Here is a 19,630-nt window from a genome sequence, read left to right as displayed (position 1 = left end):
AGTGAATGCCGTGCAGGAACCGCGCTGGACGCCCCATGTCACCGTGGCCACCGTGGTGGTGCGTGACGGGCGTCTGTTGCTGGTCGAGGAGGCGATCGACGGCCGCCAGGTGCTGAACCAGCCCGCTGGCCACCTGGAGCCCGACGAGAGCCTGGCCGCCGCCGCGTGCCGGGAAACGCTGGAAGAGACCGGCTGGACGGTGCGCCTGAGCGCCTTCATCGGCACCTACCAGTGGACCGCCCCGGACGGCACGCCGTTCCTGCGCTTTGCCTATGCGGCCGAGCCGGTCTCGCACGATCCCGCCCGTCCGCTGGACACCGGGATCCTGCGGGCCGTGTGGCTGACCCCGGCCGAGCTGAAGGCCGAGCCCGGCCGGCTGCGCAGCCCGCTGGTCTGGCAGGTGGTGGCCGACTATCTGGCCGGCCAGCGCCACCCGCTCTCCATCGTCAAGGAGGCCGCATGAGCCCCCCACGGATCATGGTCGGTGTCTCCGGCGGCGTGGATTCCTCGGTCGCGGCCTGGCGGCTGGTCCAGCAGGGCGAGCCGGTGGCGGGACTGTTCATGCAGAACTGGGCCGATGACGGCAGTGGCGACTGCCGTGCCGAAGATGACCGCCGCGATGCGGTGGCAGTCTGCGGCCTGCTCGGCATCCCGTTCCACTTCCGCGATTTTTCCAGCGAGTACTGGCAGGGCGTGTTCGAGCATTTCCTGGCCGAGTACGCCGCCGGCCGCACGCCCAACCCGGACGTGCTGTGCAACCGCGAAGTGAAGTTCAAGCATTTCCTCGACGCCGCGCGCGAGCTTGGCGCCGAACGCATCGCAACCGGCCATTACGCGCGGATCGCCCAGGTGGGCGGCCGCTGGGCGCTGCTGCGCGGCGCCGACCGCAGCAAGGACCAGAGCTACTTCCTGCACCAGCTGGGCCAGGAACAGCTGGCCGCGACCCTGTTCCCGATCGGCGACCTGCAGAAGAACGACCTGCGCCGGATCGCACGGGATGCACGCCTGCCGACCCACGCCAAGAAGGATTCGACCGGGATCTGCTTCATCGGCGAACGCGACTTCCGCGAGTTCCTCGGCCGCTACCTGCCGGCCAGAACGGGCGAGATCCGCGATCCCGATGGCGCCCTGATCGCCGAACATCCCGGCGTGTTCTATTTCACGCTCGGCCAGCGCGAGGGCCTGAACATCGGTGGCGTGCGTGGCCGGCCGGCGGCCCCGTGGTACGTCGTCGGCAAGGACGTGGCCAGCAACGTGCTGTACGTGGACCAGGACCGCGAGAGCCCGTGGCTGCAGTCCACCCGCCTGCATTCGGAGGCCGCCCACTGGATCGCCGGCGCCCCGCCCGCGCGCCGCTTCGAGTGCACCGCCCAGACCCGTTACCGCCAGCCCGACGAGCCGTGCACCGTTACCGTGCGCGACGATGGCACCGTGGACGTGCGCTTCGCGCGCCCGCAGCGTGCCGTCACCCCGGGCCAATCGCTGGTGTTGTATGACGATGAGGTCTGCCTTGGTGGCGCCGTCATCGCCGCCACCGATGCGCCGCTGGAACAACGCCTTCGCGCCACCCCTTCTCCTTTCGAGGTATCTGCTGCATGAGTTTTTCCGTCGACGACCGCGTACTCGCTCTGGCCGGCATCGCCCAGGCCCTGCAGCAGGTGCGCCGCATCGCCGAAACCGGCCACTCCGAAGCCGCCGTGGTCCGCACCGCGGTGGAGAGCGTGTTCCGCATCGATGCGGCCAGCCCGCAGGACATCTACGGCAGCGCCAGCAATGTCGCCCCCGGCCTGCGCCTGCTGCACAACTACCTCAGCAGCCAGGGGCAGGACGAGCAGTTGCCGCGCCTGGCGCTGTCGGTGCTGCAGCTTGAGCGCCGCTTCGTGCGCGAGGACGCGATCGTGGCCAAGGTCAGCACCGGGATCGAGCGCGCCCGCACCCAGGCCGGCGAGCTGGGCGACAGCGCCCACCCGGACGTGCTCGCCGCACTGGGTGGCCTGTACGCGGACACCATCAGCAACCTCAAGCCGCGGGTGATGGTCCAGGGCAACCCGCACTACCTCGGCCAGGCGGGCGTGGTCGCCGAGATCCGCGCGCTGCTGCTGGCCGCGGTCCGTTCGGCGGTGCTGTGGCGCCAGACCGGTGGCCAGTACTGGGACTTCCTGTTCTCGCGCAAGACGATGCTGGAAGCGGTCGCGCGCCAGCTGCGCTGAGCTCGGCAGCCACCCATCGGGTGGCTCCACCCGGGGGGCCGGGACGTGCGGTTTTTGATCGAATGTGTGGTGCAGGACTAAAGCAAACCGGGGTACGGCCGATACAGCATCCGTGCACCTCCCCGAGAACGTCCATGTACTCACGCCTCTTCATCCGCCTGGCCGCCCCCCTGGTCCTGACCCTTCTGCTTCCCTTTGCCATCGGCTTCGAGTGGCCCGCCGCCCTGCGCTGGGCGATCCTGAGCACGATGACGCTCAGCTGGCTCGGGTTTGCCTGGTGGAGCGCCCGCGCCCAGACCCAGCGTTCGCCTGAGCAGGCCCGCATCATGCGCGAGCAGGACCAGCTGCTGACCGAGCTGCGCTCGTTCGTCGGCAACGAAATCGACGGCTCGCGTGGCGAAGTCGAACGTGCCCGCGACCTGATCCGTCATGCGGTCGGTGGCCTGGGCAGCAGCTTCGATGCGATGAACCGCAAGTCGCGCCAGCAGAGCCAGGCCCTGGCCCGCATCGTCGACCGCGCCGGCGAAGAAGGCGGTGCCGGCGTCGACGTGGCCCGTTTCGCCCAGCACGCCAGCCAGCGGATGGAGCAGCTGGTCGAGGCGCTGGAACAGGTCAGCGGCCAGAGCAGCAACACCGTGCAGCACATCGACCAGATGGCCCAGCACCTGGATGGCATCTTCGCGCTGCTGGAGGACGTCAAGTCGATCGCCGACCAGACCAACCTGCTGGCCCTGAACGCGGCCATCGAAGCCGCACGTGCCGGTGAAGCCGGCCGTGGCTTTGCGGTGGTCGCCGACGAAGTCCGCAACCTGTCCGAGCGCTCGACCACCTTCAACGAGCAGATCCGCAAGCTGGCGCACAGCTCCAAGGACGCCATCGCCAAGGTGCGCGAGACGGTCTCGCACATGGCCTCCCGCGATATGGACCGTTCCCGCGAAGCGCGCCACGAAGCGGCGCAGATGCTGGAGAACGTGGCCCAGATCAATGCCTCGCTCGGTGACGGCATGCGCGAGATCTCCGAATGCGGTCGCGCCATCGACAGCAGCGTCGCTGAAGCCGTGCGCGCCCTGCAGTTCGAAGACATCGCCACCCAGGCCCTGGGCGGCGTGCACACCCACCTGGACCGCCTGACGGCGATCAACCGCGAGGCCGTCGCCCTGCAGGAGCTGCTGCATCGCAGTGGCGGCGTGTTCGACGAGGAGGTCGTGACCGCCCTGCAGCGCACCGGCAGCCGCCTGCGTGACATGCGCACCGAGTGGGAGCGCCCGCCGCACAAGGCGGTCGCCCAGCAGAGCATGGCCGCAGGCGCGGTCGAGCTGTTCTGATCCAGATGTCCCGTGCCGACCCCGGCACAGACAACGGCCCCGGTTTCCCCGGGGCCGTTGTGCTTGCACGACCCGCCTTGGCTGCAGATGATTACCCGATGTTGAACGCGTCCGTGTTGTCCGTTGCATCCGTTGTCCCCGCCGAGCTGGAGCCGGCGGTGCAGCGCAGTGAGACCGTCACCGCCGTTGCAGCGCCTGCCGCTGCGGCAGCGCCGGTTGCCCCGCTGCAGGGCCGCGCCCTGATCGCACGGTTGGAGCAGCTGGCCCAGCAGGAACTCGCGCAGCTGGCCAAGCGCCCCGCGCCGGGCATCGTCACCCTGCCCTCCGCCGTCGACCCCGCCCTGGCCGGCCTGGCCTGGGACCTTGGCCTGAGCGGTGATGATCTGGATGCGGCGGCGCGCTGACGCTGCCTGCCCGGCATCAACCGCCGTGAACGCCAACGCAGCTACCCGTCATCGCACGTCCGCAAGCGGCCGTCACGGCGCTACCCGTTGAGGCGAGCGCAGCACTCGCCGCAGGACTGACGCCCAGGGCGGTTCGGCAGCTTCATCGTATTTCCATCTGTGTGCCCGCTGATATCGCCGGGCGATGGCCTGTGCCGGACCGAGGGGGACCCCGGCCGGAGGGCTGTGCGCAGGTCACATGCAACGCAAGCGCCGAGGTCGCGCACGACCCGTATGACGGGACGGCAACCCAGGGCTGTGCAGAGCCCACGGAGGGGCGCTGCAGGACCTTACTCAAACGCTCTGCGTCACCGCGGCATAGCTCTCGCGCGGCAGCGTCTGCGTGCCCAGCTTCAACCACTGCGCCAGATCGCGCGGCGCCAGCGGGCGCGAGTACAGGTAGCCCTGGATCTCATCGCAGCCCTGGCGGCGCAGCATGGCCTCTTCCTGCTCGGTCTCCACGCCTTCGGCCACGACCTTCATGCCCAGCGCGTGGCCCAGGTGCACGATCGCCTGGGTGACCTCAGCGGTGCCGGCATCGTGCAGCATGCCCTGGACGAAACTGCGGTCGATCTTCAGGCGCCCCACCGGGAAGCGGTTGAGGTAGTGCAGGTTCGAGAAGCCGGTACCGAAGTCGTCGACCGCCAGCGGCACGCCGTGGCGTTCGAGCACCTCGAAGCAGTGCCGCAGCACGTCGGTGTCACGGATCAGGGCGGACTCGGTCAGCTCCAGCTCCAGGCGCTGCGGCGGCCAGCCGTGGGCGTGGCAGATGTCGATCACGCGTTCGGCGAACCCGCGGTCGCGCAGCTGTACGGCCGACACGTTGACCGCCACGCGGTCGAATTGCAGGCCGGCGGCGTCCCACGCAGCGGCCTGGCGGCAGGCCTCGGCCAGCACCCAGTCACCGATCCGCACGATCTCGCCGCACTTCTCGGCAATCGGTATGAACTCGGCCGGGCTGCAGTAGCCGATGCCGGGCCGATGCCAGCGCAGCAGCGCCTCGATCGCCGGGGGCTGGTCGTTCTCGGCATGCAGCAGCGGCTGGTAGGCCAGGGTGAATTCTTCGCGCTCGATCGCGCCGAGCAGTGCGTGCTCGATCTCCAGCTTGCGCTGGATCTTGGCCAGGGCGTCCTGGCTGTAATACTGGTAGGTGTTGCGCCCGGCTTCCTTGGCCGCGTACATGGCGGCATCGGCGGCGCGCAGCAGCGATTCGAAATCCTGGCGACTCTCATCGAGCATCGCGATACCGACGCTGGCGCCGACTTTCAGCGTGCTCTCGCCGCGGTGCAGCGGCTCGGCCAGCGAGGCGATCAGTTTGCGCGCGACATGGCCGGCATCTTCCGGCGCGGCCAGGTCGCGCAGCACGACGATGAACTCGTCGCCGCTGAAGCGGCCGAACAGGTCGTTGTTGCGCAGGCTCTGGTGCAGGCGCGAGGCGGCCGCCTTGAGCAGCGCATCGCCGGTGGCGTGGCCGAAGGTGTCGTTGATGGTCTTGAAGCCGTCCAGGTCGATGAACAGCATCGCCAGCGGGCTGCCGCGATCGCGCGCCACCTCGATGGCATCGGCGGTCTGCTCGCGCAGCAGCATCCGGTTGGGCAGGCCGGTGAGCAGGTCGTAATGGGCCAGCAGTTCGATGCGCTCGTTGGCTTCGCGCTCGCGGGTGATGTCACGGAACAGCACCACGAACCGCGTCGGCAGGCCATCGCGGCGGTCCAGCTCGATCAGCACCTGGACCCAGATGCGCAGTCCGGACTGCCGGTAGAAGCACAGGTCCAGCTGCTCGGGCAGGCCCCCCTCGGCGATCCGCACCAGCGCCGCCTCGAACGCATCGCGCGAATCCTGGGTGTACAGGCTCAGGGCCTGGTCAAGGCTGATCGGCTCCTTGCGCAGCCCGTGGATGCGGTAGCACTCCTCGGTCCACTGCATGTGGCGGGTGCCCACCTCGATCTCGCAGCCGCCGATACGACCCAGGGCCGAGACGCGGTTGAGCAGCTCGGTACGCCAGCGGATCAGCGCATCGGTCTGGTGTTGTTCGGTAATGTTCTGGACTTGGCCCAGCAGGCGCTGGATGCGACCGTCCGGCCCGATCAGCGGCTGCATCCACACGCGCAGGTGCAGCGCGCCGTTGTCGCGGATCAGCTCCAGCTCCAGCGTGGTGGCCGCACCATCGCGCCACATCCGGCGCCAGGCATTGCGCAACCGGCCGCGCGACTGCGGTTCGAGCTGACGCAGCCAATGGCGGCGACCGTGCGGCGGTGTTTCGCCGGTGCCCAGCAGTACGCGGAACTCGGGCGACCACCAGAACCGGCGCGCCTCCGGATCCCAGGACCAGCTGCCCATGCTGGCGATGCGCTGGGCTTCGCGCAGCTGCACCTGCTGCTCGCGCAGCTGGACTTCCATCTGCTTCTGGGCCTGGATGTCGGTATGGGTGCCGACCATGCGCAGCGGCTGGCCATCGGCCGTGCGGGTGACCACCCGGCCCCGATCCAGCACCCAGCGCCACTCGCCATCGGGGTGCCGGGCGCGGAACTGGGCCGTATAGACCTCGCTCTCGCCGCGCAGGTGCGCATCCATCGCCAGCCGCACCGCCGGCTGGTCGTCCGGGTGGACGTTCTCCAGCAGCGCGCTCACGCCCTCGGCATGGCTGTGGGAGTCCTCGATGGGCTGACCATCCCAACGCCGCGAGCGGCGCACGCTGTCGCTGGGCAGGTCCCAGTCCCACAGCCCATGCCCGGCATGATCCAGGGCGACTTCCCAACGGCTGCCGGCATAGGCGGCGACCGGCTCGGGCACGCTCAGGGTGAAGGCCAGCAGATGCCCATCCGGATCGTGCACGGCGCGCATCCAGCCATCGAAGCGGCCACCGGGCCCACCGGGCAGCTGGCAGGGCACCAGCCCGCCGTCCGCGGCGAGCAGGCGCAGATCTTCCAGTACCTCGCCGTACGCGGCGACGGTTGCCGGCAGGCCGTGCTCGCGCGCGGCCGGGTTGGCGGCGATCGGACGACCGGCACGGTCGAGGATCACCAGCGCCGAGGCCAGTGGGTGCTGCAGCAGACTCGCGATAATGCCTTGGTCCACGCCCTGTAACTCCGAAAACGCACCCGACAACCGGGGAACGCAATCGTTAACGGCGGAGATTGCGGATTATTGAGTTCCCTGGCGACCTGCATCCTCACCCCGGGCAGGTAAGATGACGCTCGCCTTGTCCGACTGGCCCCGCCCTGCCCCATGCCGACCCACCTGCCAGGCCCTTCCGCACCCGCTGACGACACGCCCCTGGCCCGCGATCTGCGCCGCGACCGCTGGCGCGTGGTCGTGGCCTACCTGGTGCTGGCCCTGGTGTGGATCCTGTGCAGCGATGCGGCGGTCAAGGTGGTGGCCGGCGACCTGCAGACCGCGGCGCAGTGGCAGACCATCAAGGGCACGTTCTTCGTGGTCGCCAGTGCGGCGCTGATCTATCTGCTGCTGCGGCCGCTGGCCCAGCACGTGCTGCACACCCATGCGCGGCTGGAGAGTTCGGAAACCCGTCATCGGCAGATGTTCGAAGGCAATCCCGGCCCCATCCTGGTGTATGACCTGGAATCGCTGGCGATCCTGGACGTCAATCCGGCGGCGGCGGGCTTCTTCGGCTACAGCCGGGAAACCTTCACCGCGATGCCGATCACGGCGCTGTGGCCGCCCGGTCACGAGGCCCTGCTCGAAGCCAAGCTGGACCACATCCGCGCCAACCCCGAGCAGCTGTGCGTGATCACCGCCGATCTGCGCCTGAGTGATGGCAGCACCCGGCGCATGGAGATGCGCAGCAATTTCATCGATTACGGCGGCCGCCGTGCGCGACTGCTGATCGCGATCGACCGTACCCGCGAAGACCAGGCCCTGCTGCGCCGCGACCAGGCGTTGGCCCGCGTGGAGGAAGCGCACGAGATGGCGCGCATCGGCGCGTGGGAGATCGACCCGGCCACCGGACTGGGCCGCTACGCCAACCAGGTCTACCGCCTGCTGGCGCGGCGCGCGCCGGAAGCCCGGCGCTGGCACCGTTTCGAGGAACTGCTGGTGCCCGCCGATCCGGCCACCGCCGCGCTCAGCGAACAGCTGTTGCAGGAAATGAGCTCGGGCGAACCGGTGCAGATCGATGTGCTGCTGCCGCTGCTGGCGATGGACGGGCGCGCCTTGATGGTGCACCTGCGCGCCGAGAGCGGCCAGGACGATGCCGGGCGGCCGCGGGTGCTGGGCACCCTGCAGGACGTCACCGAGCGCGAGCAGTCGCGGCGCCTGTTGCGTGAGCGCGAAGAGCAGTTCCGCGAGCTGGTGCGGGTGCTGCCCGATGGCGTGGTGATCCTGTCCGAAGAACACGTGCTGTACGCCAACGCCTGCGCCGCCACCCAGTTCGGGTACGGCCACAACACCCTGCTCGGCGAGCCGCTGGCCGCGCTGGTGACCGCCGACGATCTGCCCCGCGTACGCGCCCAGCTGTTCGCCCAGCTGCCGCTGCACCACGGCGGGGCCGGCGAGGTGATCGGCATGCGCCGCTTCAACGGCCAGGCGTTCCAGGCCGGCCTGGCGGTCGGCGATGTGCGGTATGGCGGCCGCAACTGCAAATTGCTGATCGTGCGCGACCTCAGTGAGCCCGAGCGCATCCGCGAGGCGCTGGAAACCAGCAACCGCGAGCTGCAGGCCATGGCCGGCCGGCTGTTCTCGCTGCAGGAAGACGAGCGCCGCGCCATCTCGCGCGATCTGCACGACGATATCGGCCAGGCGATCACCGCGATGAAACTGTCCGCGTATGCGGCCCAGGATGAGCAGGACGCCGCCCGCCGCGACGAGGACCTGGCCCAGATCATCCAACTGGCCGATGCGACCGTGGGCAAGCTGCGCGACATCTCGACCCTGCTGCGCCCGCCGCAGCTGGATGCACTCGGGCTGGAAGCGGCGCTGCGCTGGCAGGCCGGCGTGCTGTTCCGCTCGGCGGCGATCGAGCTGCTGCCCGATATCCAGTCCCTGCCCCGGCGCCCGGCCGGCGATATCGAACAGGCCTGCTTCCGCATCGCCCAGGAAAGCCTGACCAACGTGCTGCGCCATGCGCGTGCGAGCCAGGTGAACCTGCATCTGCGCGATGTGGACGACCACGGCCTGCACCTGCAGGTCCGCGACGACGGCGAGGGCTTCGACCCGGATGGCCCGCGCGGGCTGGGCCTGATCGTGATGCGCGAGCGCGCGCAGAGCGTGGGTGGCACATTACGCATTGAATCGGCGCATGGCGCCGGTACCCTGATCGACCTTTACCTGCCGTACCGCGCCACCGGCGCGACGGCTCACGACGCACTGGAACACTGAGCTCATGTGGAACCCTTCCCTGCCCCTGGTCAGCATCGAGGACGCCCCGGCCCGCCTGGGCGCGGGCAATCCCGAACTGCAGGCGATGGTGACCGAGGCCGCGTCCGGCGGCACGCCGCTGATGCTGATGCACGTGGACATCGACCACTTCGCCTCGGTCAACGAGAACATGAGCGCCGAAGTCGGCGACCAGGCCCTGGTGCTGGTCGCCCAGCGCCTGCAGCACCACCTGCGTGGCCGCGGCAAGCTGTGGCGCCACGGCAGCGATGAATTCCTGCTGGCCGTGCCGCGCACCGCCGACATGCCACTGCCCGAAGACCTGGCCGAGGAAATCCGCCAGCAACTCGAGCTGCCGCTGTCGGTGCTGCCCTACACCCTGTTCATGACCGGCAAGCTGGGCGTGAGCCTGTGCCCGGAACACGCCACCGGTGTCTCGCGCCTGCTCGACCACGCCGAAGATGCGCTGTACCAGGCCGCCCGCGAAGGCGGCAACGCCGTGCGCATCCACGCCGTGGATACCCCCTCCAGCGCGCACAGCGAGAGCATCATCGCGCGCCAGATTGTCGATGCGATCCCCAACGGCGAGCTCAAGCTGCGTTACCAGCCGCTGGTCAGCGCACGCGACGGCCACGTGGTGGGGATGGAGGCACTGCTGCGCTGGCAGTCGCCCACCCTGGGGATGCTGGTGCCCGAGCGCTTCATGCGTACCGCCGAGCGGCTGGGCATCATCGTGCAGATCGGCACCTGGGTGCTGGAAGGCGCACTCAAACAGGCCAGGCTGTGGCGCGACCAGGGGTTTGATGACTTCACCATCGCGGTGAACGTCTCCACCCTGCAGCTGCTGCGCCCGAACTTCTTCGCCGAGGTGATGTCGCTGATGCAGGCGGCCGGCGTTCCGGCGCAGATGCTGACGCTGGAGATCAACGAAAGCGCGCTGACCAACAACGTCAACTTCGTCCACGAGACCCTGGTCAACCTGCGCAACGAAGGCATCAGCCTGAGCCTGGACAACTTCGGCACCGGCGATTCCAGCCTCAGCGCGCTGGTCCGCTATCCGGTGGACAAGCTCAAGATCGACCGCAGCTTCATCAAGAGTGCGCCGGCCGGCAATCGCGAGGCTGCCATCGCGCGCGCGATCATCGCCATGGGCCACCAGCTGGGCATGACGGTGATCGCCAACGGCGTCGAGTCGCAGGCACAGCTGGGCTTCCTGCGCCGCAACGACTGCGATGTGTTCCAGGGGTATCTGTTCGGCGAGCCGATGTCGGCCGACGCGGCCGGGATGACCCTGCGCCGCCGTTACCTGCGCCCGGAGGCCTTCGCCGAGACCCGCCCGGACCGCACGCTGTTGCTGCTGGACGACGAAGAGAACGTGCTGCGCTCGCTGGTGCGCCTGTTCCGCCGCGACGGCTACCGCATCCTGGCCGCCGGCAACGTGCGCGATGCGTTCGATCTGCTGGCCATCAACGATGTGCAGGTGATCCTCTCCGACCAGCGCATGAGCGACATGAGCGGCACCGAGTTCCTGGGCCGGGTGAAGATGCTCTACCCCGACACGATCCGGCTGGTGTTGTCCGGCTACACGGACCTCAACACGGTGACCGACGCGATCAACCGCGGTGCGATCTACCGGTTCCTGACCAAGCCATGGAACGATGATGAGCTGCGCAAGCACATCCACCAGGCATTCCGCACGCACGAGGAACAGCGCCGGGCGAACACCGCACCGGCGCCAGCGCTGCCGGCGGTTGACGCGGACTGAGTCGGATTGAGGCGGATTGACGCGGCAGCCGACCAACGGTCGGCTCTACGTTGCACGCGCCAGATATCCAGGTAGAGCCGACCGTTGGTCGGCTGCTCTCGCTCAACCGAACGCGATGCCTGAAAGCCCCTCCCCGCAATGCCGGCCAGCGACCGGCACGGCCATTGCCGGCTCAGCGCGGCTGCTTGATCGGCAGCACCACGCGGAACTTCGAGCCCACGCCCGGGGTGCTCTCCAGATCGATGCGGCCGTGGTGCTTGTTGATGATGCTGTAGGAGATCGACAGGCCCAGCCCCGTACCGCTGCCAACCGGCTTGGTGGTGAAGAACGGATCGAAGATGCGCTGGCGCAGGTCCGGTGAGATGCCGCCGCCGGTATCTTCAAATTCCACCCACACCGTGTCGCCGTCCACACCGGTGCGGACGTGGATCGTGCCGCGGTCGGCGATGGCGTGGCCAGCGTTGAGCAGCAGGTTCATGTAGACCTGGTTCAATTCCGAAGGCAGGCACTCCACCAGCGGCAACTGGCCGAACTCCCGGTGCAGGGCGACCTTGTACTTGAGCTCGTTCCAGATGATGTTGATCGTGGATTCCAGGCCCGCATGCAGGTCCACCAGCTTCCACGATTCATCGCGGCCGGAATACGAGAAGTCCTTCAGGTCACGCACGATCCGGGTCACCCGTTCGATGCCTTCGCGTGATTCGGCCATCAGCTGCGGCAGATCGCGGCTGATGAAGTCGATGTCGAAGCGTTGACGGATGTCGTCGATTTCCGGGATCAGTGCTTTCGGGTCCGGCGCACGCAACGCGCGCTCGTAGGCTTCGATCACGGTGAACAGGCTGCGCAGGTATTCCTGCAGGCTGCCCAGGTTGGAATGCACGTAACCGATCGGGTTGTTGATCTCGTGCGCCACGCCGGCAGCGAGCTGGCCGATGGAGGCCATCTTTTCCGACTGCAGCAGCTTTTCCTGGGTGCCGTTCAGGCGCAGGTAGGCCTGGCGCAGTTCGGCATGGCGCTGCTGCAGTTCGCGCTCGTAGTCTTCCTGGCCCTCGATACGCCGGAACAACGCCAGGTAGTGCCGCTGGCCAGCGTCGTCGTGATGGTAGACATGGGCAATGACCATGCGCTCGCCGACCGGCAGGCTGCCGTTCCAGTGGCCGTTGAGGCGCGCATGTTCCAGGGCATCCGGTGGCAGCAGCTGGCGCAGCCATTGCGCCGGCGTCTGCTCGGCATCGCGTTCGGCCTGGCCGAGGATCTCGCTGACCGCGGCATTGGCCAGGGCCACGCTGCCATCCTCGCGGAACAGCAGCACGCCCTCCTTGATCCGCTCGAACAGGGCAAGCAGGACCGGATGCGGAGGCAACGGGGCGGTGACAAGGGTGGACGTTACGGTCACGGTCACATCGAGGCGGCTGGAAACAGGCGATCAATATACGCGGTGACGTTCACATCGGCAGCCCGGGGCTGCCAGACAGGGAGATCAGGCGACCGCGAGGGGCCGCCGGGTGTGCAGGATGTGCGACTGGCCCTTGGCGTCATACGCCGAGGATTCTTCACTGCGGCCGAGCTGGCGCAGCGCCCAGTTCACTTCGCGGCGGCGGCGCGACAGCAGCACACCGTTGGCGTGGTTGCGCTCGGCCAGTTCCTGCACGCGTTCGGCCTGGCCGACCGGCAGCGCGGCCTCGAGCGCCCGAAGCGCTTCCAGTTTGGCGCCGGTCGCACGGATCAGCGCGTGCACGTCATGCTCGACCAAGGCCTGGCGTTCGACGTCCAGGGCATCGCTGAGGCGCTGCAGCGGCTCGCTCATCGCCAGCTTCATCCCTGCAGCTGCTGGTCCAGCTCAAGCATGCGCGAAGCGATCGCGTCAGGATTGATCTTGTAGCTGCCGTTCTGCAGGGCTTCGCGCACCGCCTGCACCCGCCCGGCATCGATCGCCGGCGCCGAGGACAGTTCACGCTGCAGGGTCTGCAGGCTGGTCGCTTCGCCGGTCAGGCGCAGGCTGTCAGCGGCTTCCACCGGGCGGGCCGGGGCATCGGTGCTGACGCTCGGCTTGTTGCCCGGAGCGACGCTGCGCAGATGGGCGGTGGCCGGGAGGTTGCCGTCGATTTTCTGGCTCATGGAGTTGTCCTGGGAATGCGGTTCACAAGGGATAACGGCCGGGCGGACGCCATCTTTAGGGGAATATTGCAGGTTTCGCGGGGAAAGTGGCGCGTATTCACAATGGTGTTCAGCGCGTCACTAAAACGTCACCGCTGGCCGCGACGGTGCCCTGCACGATCTTGCGCGAGGACAGGTTCTCGACCGAGACCCGCTCGTTTTCGCCGGCATCGGCCATGGCGCGTCCGGCTACCCGGACCTCCACCCCGCCCCGCCGCGACACCAGCGCGACGCTGTCGCCCCGCCGTACCAGCCGCTGCGCGACCAGGTCATTGGCCGACAGCAGGCTGCCCGCACTGAGGGTCCTGCGTGCCACGCGACCGACCGCCGCGGCCGGATCGGCCAGCGCAGCACCGGCGATCCGTGCCGCATCACGCTGGCCAGTGGTGATATCGGCCGCCGAGAGGGTTTCTCCAGCGGCCACGCCACGGTTGAGGATGAGCACCGTCTGGTTGCGACGCACTTTTACGGGTACGAACAGGCGCCAGCCGCCCGCATCGGGGCAGCTGACCTCCACGGTGCTGCTGCCGGTTGGCTGGGCCGCCAGCGGCTGGCCGCACGCCGGCAGGCGCAGTGCCGAATCCAGCGTGGTGTCACCTTCGCTGCCGGCCGGGAGGGTGCCCAGCGCCGCCTGGCGGATGCTGTCCACGGGTTGCCAGCCGCCGGCGGCCCAGGCGGGCGCCACCAGCACCAGCGCGGCAAGGACAAGAGAACGCATGGGCACTCCAGGGGCAAGGAACATGGGCAGCACGATGCAAGCGCCGTGCCGAAGCCTTGCGCACGCCGCGCTCAAGTCATCGCCACCGCCGCCGATACCAAGCCCATGTCCCATGACCTGCTCAACCGCATCGACCAGCGTACGCGCCTGGCCGGCCACAATCGTCTGGCCCTGCTGCTGTTCCGGCTGGGGGGACGTCAGCTTTTTGGCGTGAACGTGTTCAAGGTGCAGGAAGTCCTGCGGCGCCCGGATCTGTTCCAGGTGCCCGGGCTGCCCAGCCAGTTCGCCGGTGTGGCCGATGTGCGTGGCCGCTCGGTGCCGGTGCTGGACCTGGGCCTGGCGATCGGCCACCCCGAGCGTGAGCCCGATGCCGACAAGGCGCCCGGCTACCTGGTGGTGACCGAGTTCAACCGCTCCATCCAGGGCTTCCTGGTCAGCGGTGTGGAACGCATCGTCAACATCGCCGTGGAAGACATCCACCCGCCGCCGGAACTGGGCGCCGAGTCGAGCTACCTGACTGCCGTGACCCGTTTCCAGGGCGAGCTGATCCAGGTGATCGACGTGGAAAGCGTGCTGGCCGACATCGCCGAGATCCGCGGTGAGGCGGTGCTGGATCCCTCCATGGCCCTGCCGCCCGATGCCCCGCCGATGCAGGTACTGGTGGTGGACGACTCGCGCGTGGCCCGCCAGCAGATCCGCAGCGTGCTCGACCAGCTGGGGGTCGGGGCGACCCTGCTGTCGGACGGCAAGCAGGCGTTGGACCACCTGCTGCAGATCCACGCCTCGGGCGAGAACCCGGCCGAGCGCTACGCCATGGTGATCTCCGATATCGAGATGCCGGCGATGGATGGTTACACCCTGACGACGGAAATCCGGCGTCACCCGGGCCTGGCCGGCCTGTACGTGCTGCTGCACACCTCCCTGTCGGGCGTGTTCAACAACGCGATGGTGGAACGGGTCGGCGCGAACGCGTTCGTGGCCAAGTACTCCCCGCATGAGCTGGCGGACTTCCTGCTGGACCGCCTGCGCAAGGTGGCGATGGCGGCATGACACGCCGCCCAGCGCGGCCGGAATGACCCCCGGCCGCTAGACGACATCCACGCCTGGCGTGGATCCACCCCGGCGTGAACACGCCGCCGGGGAGCGGCCCGCAGCCCCCTCTGGCACGCCGCTTGCACTGCCCCAGGCATCGTCCCGTGGGAGTGCGTCATGCCCAATCTGATTTCGAACTATCTGGGTGTCCACGCCCAGGCCATGCCGTTGCGCGAGCAGCGGATGAAGCTGATCGCCAGCAACCTGAGCAACGCCGACACCCCCGGGTACAAGGCCCAGGACCTGGACTTCGATGCCGCCCTGCGCAATGCCCAGGGGCTGGATGCCAACGGTCTGATGAGGACCACCAACGAACAGCATTATGAGATCGGCAACGGATTGAACCCGTTCCAGATCGCCAAGGAAGGCGTGCAGCCGAGCATCGACGGCAACACCGTCGACCCGGATGCAGAACGTGCCGCCTATGGCCGCGCCGCGCTGGAGTACCGCGCCTCGCTGAGCTTCGTCGAATCCAAGGTGCGCTCCATGCTCACCGCGATCACGGGGCAGTAAGCCATGAGCAATCTGCCCATCTTCGACATCGCCGGGTCCGCGCTGCAGGCGCAGTCCGTGCGCATGAGCACCATCGCCTCCAACCTCTCCAATGCCGACACCGTCGCCGGCTCGGCCGATGCGGTCTACAAGCCGCTGGAGCCGATCTTCCAGTCGGTGACCAGCCGCAACGATCCGAACATCACCACGGTGCAGGTCAAGGAGATCAGCCAGAGCAACGCCGCGCCGATCCAGCGCTACGAGCCGGGCCACCCGCTGGCCGATGCCGATGGCTACATCTACCAGCCGGACGTGGACCCGGTCGCGCAGATGGTCAACCTGATCTCCACCTCGCGCAATTACCAGGCGGGCGTGGAAATGCTGACCACCGCCAAGGAACTGGCGCTGGCCACGCTGACCATGGGTCGCTGACCCTCTAACCGCAGGAATCCCCTCCCATGAGCAGCACCACCGGCGTCGGCCAGAACAGCAGCGACATCTACACCGCACTGGGCCTGAACGCGCCCAACAGCGATACCAGCAAGAAGAAGAGCACCCTGGACCAGGCCGATTTCATGCGCCTGATGACCGAGCAGCTGCGGCACCAGGATCCGCTCAAGCCGATGGACAACACCCAGATGGTCGCGCAGATGGCGCAGCTGTCGCAGGTCCAGGGCATCACCGACCTCAACAACACGGTCAAGGGCTTCCAGGATTCGATGTCCAGCGACCAGATCCTGCGCGGCGCGGCCCTGGTCGGCCACGAAGTGCTGGTGCCGTCGGAAAAGCTGGCCCTGGAGAAGGACGGCGATGTGACCGGCATGGTCGCCGCGCCCGGCGCCGGCTTCGTGACCGTGGACATCACCGATGCCAACGGCGTCAAGGTCAACCAGATCAGCGTGGAAGCCAAGGCCTCCGGCGAAGTCACCTTCGATTGGGACGGCAAGGATGCCAACGGCAACCGCATGGCCGAAGGCACCTACACCATCGCCGCCTCGCACACCGATACCGCCGGCACCAAGACCAAGCTCAACACCTACGTGCAGGCCCCGGTGGAGAGCGTCACGGTCGGCACGGACGGCCTGTACCTCAACCTCAAGGGTCTGGGCACGGCCCCGATCGATTACGTGCTCCGCATCAGCTGAGCCGCCTTACCCGCATCCACAGGAGCATCCCATGGGCTTCAACGTCTCGTTGTCCGGCATCAACGCAGCCAATGCCGATCTGAACGTCACCGCGAACAACATCGCCAACGTCAACACCACCGGCTTCAAGCAGTCGCGCGCGGAGTTCGCCGATCTGTTCTCCGCCACCAGTTATGGCCTGTCAAAGAACGCGGTCGGTTCCGGCGTGCGGGTGACCAACGTGGCCCAGCAGTTCTCGCAGGGCAACAACGAACAGACCGGGCGCAGCCTGGACATGGCCATTTCCGGCGAAGGTTTCTTCACCCTGACCATGAACGGTGAGCGCGTGTACTCGCGCGCCGGCAACTTCCAGACCGACCAGGCCGGCTACGTGACCAACCCGCAGGGTGCGCGCCTGCAGGTGTTCGCCCCGAATGCGGACGGCACCAACTTCGATGCCGGCCGCCTGACCGACCTGCAGCTGATGACCACCGACAGCCCGCCGCGGCAGACCGGCAAGGTCGATGTGAGCTTCACCCTGCCCGCCAACGCCAAGCAGCCGACGGTCGCCGCCTTCGACCCGACCGACTCCAACAGCTACAACCACTCCACCGGCGGCATCACCGTGTACGACTCGCTGGGCGTGAGCCACACCCAGACCTCCTACTTCGTGAAGACCGAAAACCCGAACGAGTGGCAGGTCTACAACTACGTGGACGGCAAGGCCGCTGGGACCCCGACCACGCTGCAGTTCTCCGACAGCGGTGCGTTGACCAGCCCGGCCGACGGCCAGATCGTCATGGATCCGTTCATCCCGACCACCGGCGCCGGCGTGCTGTCGATGTCGCTGAACCTGAGCGGCTCGACCCAGTACGGCGAGAAGTTCGCGCTGCGCAACACCCAGCAGGACGGCTATGCGGCAGGCAAGCTCAACGAGATCACCGTCTCCGAAGAGGGCATCGTCTACGCCCGCTACTCCAATGGCGATGACAAGGCGCTGGGCCAGGTCGCCCTGACCACCTTCAACAACGCACAGGGCCTGGAAGCCAAGGGCAACAACCTGTGGACGGAAAGCTTCGCCTCGGGCACGCCCCGCACCGGTGCGCCGGACAGCTCCAACCTGGGCAAGATCCAGGCCGGTTCGCTGGAAGCCTCCACGGTCGACCTGACCGAGCAGCTGGTCAACATGATCACCGCCCAGCGCAACTTCCAGGCCAACTCGCAGATGGTCTCCACGCAGGACCAGATCACCCAGACCATCATCAACCTGCGTTGATGAGCCACTGACCGCAACACGGGACTACACCGATGGACAAGGCACTCTACGTCGCGATGACCGGTGCACGCGCTTCCCTGCAGGCGCAGGGCACGCTGTCGCACAATCTGGCCAACACCGATACCCCCGGCTTCAAGGAGGCGCTCGCCAACACCGAGGCCTTCCCGATCAAGGGGACCGGCTATGCCTCGCGCGTGGATGCCCTGCACGTGGATGCCGGCTTCAACCGGCGCATGGGCGCCCAGCAGATCACCGGCAACCCGCTGGATCTGTCCCTGCAGGCCGGCAACTGGCTGGCCGTGCAGGCACCGGGCGCCAATGGCGGCGAGGCGTATACCCGGGGTGCGGCGCTGTCGATCACGCCCAATGGCCAGCTGGTGACCGCCGGCGGCCATCCGGTGCTGGATGAGAACGGCAACCCGATCGCGATACCGCCGCACCAGGCGATGGACATCGGCAACGACGGCACGATCTCGATCATCCCGCTGGGCGAAGGCCCGCAGACGATGGCCAACATCGGCCGCATCCGCGTGGTGCAGGCCGACGACGCACGGCTGGAACGCGGCCTGGATGGGCTGATGCGCAACAGCGACCCGCAGCAACCCTTCGTGCAGGCCCAGGGCAAGTCGCTGGAAAGCGGCCAGCTGGAAGGCAGCAACGTCGATGCGGCCGGTGCGCTGGTGCAGATGATCCAGCTGCAGCGCCAGTACGAAATGCAGGTGAAGGTCATCAAGCACGGCGATGACAACGCACGCAGCGCCAACAGCCTGCTGCGCCTGGGCGGCTGACCGCGCGCCGTGACGTAATCCCGGCGCCGTTCTGGCACGCGCCATGCATTGCCCTTCGCAAGGGCCGCACCACGCGGCCACCCGCTACAACACAGGAATGACGCCATGAACCAGGCATTGTGGATCGCCAAGACCGGACTGGATGCGCAGCAGACGCGCATGTCGGTGGTTTCCAACAACCTCGCCAACACCAACACCACCGGTTTCAAGCAGGACCGTGCCAGCTTTGAAGATCTGCTGTACCAGCAGGTCCGTCAGCCCGGCGGCGCTTCCTCGGCGCAGACGCAGTTGCCGTCGGGCCTGCAGCTGGGCACCGGTGTGCGCGTGGTCGCCACCTCAAAGAACTTCGAGCAGGGCAGCCAGCAGCAGACCGGCCGCGCACTGGATGTGATGGTCAACGGCCGCGGGTTCTTTGAAGTGCAGATGCCGGACGGTTCCTCGGCCTATACCCGCGACGGCTCGTTCCAGCGCAACCAGGATGGCGAGCTGGTCACCAACAGCGGCTACCCGGTGCAGCCGGGCATCCAGATTCCCGAAGGCGCGCAGTCGCTGACCATCGGCACCGACGGCACGATCAGCGTGAAGATGGCCGACGACGCCGCCTCGGTGGAAATCGGCGCACTGACCCTGACCGACTTCGTCAACCCGGCCGGCCTGCAGGCCCGCGGTGAAAACCTGTTCCTGGAAACCACCGCCTCCGGCCCGGCGCAGAACGGCAATCCCGGCCTCAACGGCCTGGGCACCGTGGTGCAGGGTGCGCTGGAAGGCAGCAACGTCAACGTGGTGGAAGAGCTGGTCTCGATGATCGAAACCCAGCGCGCCTACGAAATGAACGCCAAGGCGATCTCCACCACCGACGCGATGCTCGGCTACCTCAACCAGAACGTCTGATCGGTCGACCCGGGAACC

The 19,630-nt window shown here is 67.8% G+C and carries 19 protein-coding genes; 14 read left to right on the top strand and 5 right to left on the bottom strand.

Going from position 1 to position 19,630, the window contains the following annotated elements; genetic code table 11:
• Position 1 precedes the first annotated feature (1 nt).
• From C0R07_RS06835 to C0R07_RS06815, 5 genes are all read left to right on the top strand, one after another.
• Positions 2-463 carry an NUDIX hydrolase gene (locus tag C0R07_RS06835; protein ID WP_070427351.1) on the top strand — a complete coding sequence of 154 codons (462 nt, stop codon included), beginning with the start codon at positions 2-4 and terminating at the stop codon, positions 461-463.
• Entirely contained in the window at positions 460-1,599 is a 1,140-nt protein-coding gene (gene mnmA / locus C0R07_RS06830; RefSeq protein WP_070471585.1) for a tRNA 2-thiouridine(34) synthase MnmA, read from the top strand. Before C0R07_RS06835 ends, mnmA begins: the two co-directional genes overlap by 4 nt.
• Complete coding sequence (gene hflD, locus C0R07_RS06825; protein ID WP_070471586.1) at positions 1,596-2,210, top strand: high frequency lysogenization protein HflD; 615 nt, start codon at positions 1,596-1,598, stop codon at positions 2,208-2,210. The genes mnmA and hflD overlap by 4 nt, the downstream gene beginning before the upstream one ends.
• A gap of 134 nt (positions 2,211-2,344) precedes the next feature.
• Positions 2,345-3,535: a methyl-accepting chemotaxis protein gene (locus C0R07_RS06820; protein ID WP_019184765.1), complete on the top strand. Its 1,191-nt coding sequence runs from the start codon at positions 2,345-2,347 to the stop codon at positions 3,533-3,535.
• Between the two features lie 98 nt (positions 3,536-3,633).
• A complete protein-coding gene (locus C0R07_RS06815; RefSeq protein ID WP_070427348.1) occupies positions 3,634-3,939 on the top strand; it encodes a hypothetical protein in 306 nt (101 codons plus the stop codon).
• Positions 3,940-4,272: 333 nt separating this feature from the next.
• Here C0R07_RS06815 and C0R07_RS06810 read toward each other — a convergent pair whose 3' ends face one another.
• A complete protein-coding gene (locus C0R07_RS06810) occupies positions 4,273-7,056 on the bottom strand; it encodes a bifunctional diguanylate cyclase/phosphodiesterase (RefSeq protein WP_102788473.1) in 2,784 nt (927 codons plus the stop codon).
• Between the two features lie 150 nt (positions 7,057-7,206).
• Here C0R07_RS06810 and C0R07_RS06805 point away from each other — a divergent pair, with 150 nt between their 5' ends.
• A complete protein-coding gene (locus tag C0R07_RS06805) occupies positions 7,207-9,312 on the top strand; it encodes a PAS domain S-box protein (protein WP_102788472.1) in 2,106 nt (701 codons plus the stop codon).
• A 4-nt stretch (positions 9,313-9,316) separates the two neighbouring features.
• A complete protein-coding gene (locus tag C0R07_RS06800; RefSeq protein ID WP_019184769.1) occupies positions 9,317-11,074 on the top strand; it encodes an EAL domain-containing protein in 1,758 nt (585 codons plus the stop codon).
• Positions 11,075-11,246: 172 nt separating this feature from the next.
• Here the strand turns inward: C0R07_RS06800 and C0R07_RS06795 are convergent, their stop codons facing one another.
• The 4 genes from C0R07_RS06795 to flgA form a co-directional block, all read right to left on the bottom strand.
• The gene (locus tag C0R07_RS06795) at positions 11,247-12,470 is read right to left on the bottom strand and encodes an ATP-binding protein (protein WP_026070036.1); all 1,224 of its coding nucleotides are present in this window, start codon (positions 12,468-12,470) and stop codon (positions 11,247-11,249) included.
• 84 nt (positions 12,471-12,554) lie between these two features.
• Positions 12,555-12,887 (bottom strand): hypothetical protein, encoded by a 333-nt coding sequence (locus C0R07_RS06790; RefSeq protein ID WP_026070037.1) that lies wholly within the window; start codon positions 12,885-12,887, stop codon positions 12,555-12,557.
• A gap of 2 nt (positions 12,888-12,889) precedes the next feature.
• Positions 12,890-13,192, bottom strand: coding sequence for a flagellar biosynthesis anti-sigma factor FlgM (flgM, locus tag C0R07_RS06785; RefSeq protein ID WP_019184772.1), 303 nt, complete (start codon positions 13,190-13,192; stop codon positions 12,890-12,892).
• A gap of 109 nt (positions 13,193-13,301) precedes the next feature.
• Complete coding sequence (gene flgA, locus C0R07_RS06780) at positions 13,302-13,949, bottom strand: flagellar basal body P-ring formation chaperone FlgA (protein WP_102788471.1); 648 nt, start codon at positions 13,947-13,949, stop codon at positions 13,302-13,304.
• A 105-nt stretch (positions 13,950-14,054) separates the two neighbouring features.
• Here flgA and C0R07_RS06775 point away from each other — a divergent pair, with 105 nt between their 5' ends.
• From C0R07_RS06775 to flgG, 7 genes are all read left to right on the top strand, one after another.
• Positions 14,055-14,999, top strand: a complete 945-nt coding sequence (locus tag C0R07_RS06775; RefSeq protein ID WP_070471614.1) for a chemotaxis protein — start codon at positions 14,055-14,057, stop codon at positions 14,997-14,999.
• 159 nt (positions 15,000-15,158) lie between these two features.
• Positions 15,159-15,554, top strand: a complete 396-nt coding sequence (flgB, locus tag C0R07_RS06770; RefSeq protein WP_019184775.1) for a flagellar basal body rod protein FlgB — start codon at positions 15,159-15,161, stop codon at positions 15,552-15,554.
• Positions 15,555-15,557: 3 nt separating this feature from the next.
• A complete protein-coding gene (gene flgC / locus C0R07_RS06765; protein WP_019184776.1) occupies positions 15,558-15,965 on the top strand; it encodes a flagellar basal body rod protein FlgC in 408 nt (135 codons plus the stop codon).
• 26 nt (positions 15,966-15,991) lie between these two features.
• A complete protein-coding gene (locus C0R07_RS06760) occupies positions 15,992-16,678 on the top strand; it encodes a flagellar hook capping FlgD N-terminal domain-containing protein (RefSeq protein ID WP_019184777.1) in 687 nt (228 codons plus the stop codon).
• A 31-nt stretch (positions 16,679-16,709) separates the two neighbouring features.
• Complete coding sequence (gene flgE / locus C0R07_RS06755) at positions 16,710-17,933, top strand: flagellar hook protein FlgE (protein WP_019184778.1); 1,224 nt, start codon at positions 16,710-16,712, stop codon at positions 17,931-17,933.
• A 32-nt stretch (positions 17,934-17,965) separates the two neighbouring features.
• On the top strand, positions 17,966-18,721 hold the full coding sequence (locus C0R07_RS06750) for a flagellar basal body rod protein FlgF (RefSeq protein WP_070471592.1): 756 nt from the start codon (positions 17,966-17,968) through the stop codon (positions 18,719-18,721).
• 105 nt (positions 18,722-18,826) lie between these two features.
• Complete coding sequence (flgG, locus tag C0R07_RS06745) at positions 18,827-19,612, top strand: flagellar basal-body rod protein FlgG (protein WP_102788470.1); 786 nt, start codon at positions 18,827-18,829, stop codon at positions 19,610-19,612.
• The last annotated feature ends 18 nt before the right edge of the window (positions 19,613-19,630 follow it).

Source organism: Stenotrophomonas bentonitica (assembly GCF_002887735.1).
Taxonomy (GTDB): Bacteria; Pseudomonadota; Gammaproteobacteria; order Xanthomonadales; family Xanthomonadaceae; genus Stenotrophomonas; species Stenotrophomonas bentonitica_A.
The sequence above is the reverse complement of the archived record's forward strand: the minus strand, read 5'-3'. Positions and strand labels throughout refer to the sequence as shown.

Coding starts and splice junctions, on each gene's coding strand:
- mnmA (WP_070471585.1), top strand. CDS start 460: ATGAGCCCCCCACGGATCATGGTCGGTGTCTCCGGCGGCGTGGATTCC.
- hflD (WP_070471586.1), top strand. CDS start 1,596: ATGAGTTTTTCCGTCGACGACCGCGTACTCGCTCTGGCCGGCATCGCC.
- C0R07_RS06820 (WP_019184765.1), top strand. CDS start 2,345: ATGTACTCACGCCTCTTCATCCGCCTGGCCGCCCCCCTGGTCCTGACC.
- C0R07_RS06815 (WP_070427348.1), top strand. CDS start 3,634: ATGTTGAACGCGTCCGTGTTGTCCGTTGCATCCGTTGTCCCCGCCGAG.
- C0R07_RS06805 (WP_102788472.1), top strand. CDS start 7,207: ATGCCGACCCACCTGCCAGGCCCTTCCGCACCCGCTGACGACACGCCC.
- C0R07_RS06800 (WP_019184769.1), top strand. CDS start 9,317: ATGTGGAACCCTTCCCTGCCCCTGGTCAGCATCGAGGACGCCCCGGCC.
- flgM (WP_019184772.1), bottom strand. CDS start 13,192: ATGAGCCAGAAAATCGACGGCAACCTCCCGGCCACCGCCCATCTGCGC.
- flgA (WP_102788471.1), bottom strand. CDS start 13,949: ATGCGTTCTCTTGTCCTTGCCGCGCTGGTGCTGGTGGCGCCCGCCTGG.
- C0R07_RS06775 (WP_070471614.1), top strand. CDS start 14,055: ATGTCCCATGACCTGCTCAACCGCATCGACCAGCGTACGCGCCTGGCC.
- flgB (WP_019184775.1), top strand. CDS start 15,159: ATGCCCAATCTGATTTCGAACTATCTGGGTGTCCACGCCCAGGCCATG.
- flgC (WP_019184776.1), top strand. CDS start 15,558: ATGAGCAATCTGCCCATCTTCGACATCGCCGGGTCCGCGCTGCAGGCG.
- C0R07_RS06760 (WP_019184777.1), top strand. CDS start 15,992: ATGAGCAGCACCACCGGCGTCGGCCAGAACAGCAGCGACATCTACACC.
- flgE (WP_019184778.1), top strand. CDS start 16,710: ATGGGCTTCAACGTCTCGTTGTCCGGCATCAACGCAGCCAATGCCGAT.
- C0R07_RS06750 (WP_070471592.1), top strand. CDS start 17,966: ATGGACAAGGCACTCTACGTCGCGATGACCGGTGCACGCGCTTCCCTG.
- flgG (WP_102788470.1), top strand. CDS start 18,827: ATGAACCAGGCATTGTGGATCGCCAAGACCGGACTGGATGCGCAGCAG.